This is a genomic window from Ilumatobacter sp., assembly GCF_041688325.1.
Classification (GTDB): Bacteria; Actinomycetota; Acidimicrobiia; order Acidimicrobiales; family Ilumatobacteraceae; genus Ilumatobacter_A.
In genome coordinates this window covers 1-1628 of the sequence record NZ_JBDNIJ010000319.1, presented here as the reverse complement: position 1 = coordinate 1628, position 1628 = coordinate 1, and the positions used below count along the sequence as shown (strand labels likewise).

The 1628-nt window shown below is 61.1% G+C and carries 3 protein-coding genes; all 3 read left to right on the top strand.

Translation table 11 applies throughout. The annotated features are described in order from the left end of the window. Nucleotides 1-237: 237 nt before the first annotated feature. Nucleotides 238-726: a hypothetical protein gene (locus tag ACH2EI_RS16760; protein WP_395160861.1), complete on the top strand. Its 489-nt coding sequence runs from the start codon at nucleotides 238-240 to the stop codon at nucleotides 724-726. A 1-nt stretch (nucleotide 727) separates the two neighbouring features. Further along, nucleotides 728-1390, top strand: a complete 663-nt coding sequence (locus ACH2EI_RS16755) for a hypothetical protein (protein ID WP_395151646.1) — start codon at nucleotides 728-730, stop codon at nucleotides 1388-1390. Next, the coding region (locus tag ACH2EI_RS16750) for a LemA family protein (RefSeq protein ID WP_395160859.1) at nucleotides 1387-1628 on the top strand (242 nt) is incomplete at its 3' end. The genes ACH2EI_RS16755 and ACH2EI_RS16750, both read left to right, overlap by 4 nt.

The window sequence follows — 1628 nt, the reverse complement described above, 5'->3', positions numbered from 1 at the left end:
TGAGCGTGATGGCGCTTTCTGGATGCCGTCGGTGACGTCGCGTGAGCGGGGCTTGATGTCGACAGGGGTGTTCTGATCGTCAGCTGACATGGTGGCGAGGATACTCGGGAGCATCCAACTGGAACCTGGTGCTGCGCGCACCAGCCCCGGTGCACGGTGCTCTCGATATCCGGTCTCACTTGGACGCCCGAGCCCGAGCCCACTTCTGGTTGGTCGACACCGAATACAGTGGTGAGCGTGTCCTCCTCGGCGGTTTCAATCACGTCCGTTGCGTTCGATTCGTATGCGTTCGAACCAGTCCACTCACGTGATGGCATCCGCCTCGAACGCGGTGAAGACGTCAACGGCAACGTGCTGGCGGTTGGCGCCGCATCGCTGCAACATCATCTCGGCGGCTGGATCGCGCTCCAATCACGGCGCGCACCGAACTTGCTCAACCTCGTCGAGCAAGTCCGCCCTTCTGGCCACAAGGCTTTCAACGATGCGTTCATCGTCGACACCGATGACCTCAACCTGATCCGCGACGGATTCACGACGAGCTTTCGCGAGCAACTTGTCGACATCGACGCGTCGTCGGGTCCCCTCATCATCATCTTCGATCCTGGCCAAGACGACCTGCCGCAGACCACGCTTTTCGTAGCGCGCGAGGCCGGCAACGATGAAGTCGTGGCCGCCACAATGAACGTCGCGCTACGCGTGCTCGAAGCGTTCACCACATCTCGCTAACGTGAGTACTGTCGTCTTGTACCTCGTTCTCGTCGCGATTGCCGCGGCGGTCGCGTTCGGCGTCTCACGGCGCACCAAGCAGCAGATCGCACGAGCCAAGCGGTTGGCAGCGAAATATGGGTTCGAGGTCGACACCGATTCGAAAGGTCCGCCGGGCCAACAGTTCGATCAGTTCGGGATCGGGCGTGAGCGGACGGTCTCGTTCCAGTTCTGGCGCGCCGGCGAACACGACAGCGTGTTTCACTACAGGTATACGACCGGGTCGGGCGACGACAGCACCACGCACCTTTGTACGCTCGCGTTGATCAGCCTTGCGTTCGCTGCACCGCACACAAAGATCGGCCCAGAGGGTTTCTGGTCGGGAATCAGACGAGCTGTTGGGTTCCGCGATATCGAGGTCGAGTCGACACTGTTCAACGATCAATTTCGTGTCACCGGAAACGACGAGCGTTTCGCAGTGGCACTGCTCGATCAGGAGATGTTGGCATGGCTCCTCTCGCCTGACAGCAGCGGCGGTGCGGTCAAGTTCGAGTTATGGGGTTCCTGGCTGCTCTGCGTGTCCGAAAAGCTTGACTTGGAGCAAATGTTCGGATTCCTTGATTGGGGCCAGTCGGTCAGATCCCACATGCCCGGCGTCCTGGGCAGCCTGTACCCGTTGTCATGATCGTCATTGTTTTCTTCCTCTTTGCGATCGCGGCCGGCGTTGGGGCCGTTGCGTACGCGATGTCGTACAACGGGCTGGTCACCGCCCGTCAGAAGGTCAGCGATGCCTGGGCTGTGGTCGACGCCGAGTTGGAACGGCGCCACAAGTTGATCCCGGGGCTTGTCAACGCGATCCGGGCGACTGCTGCGCACGAGCAGCGACTGCTGCTCGACCTGATCGAGGCGGATCGACGAGCCGC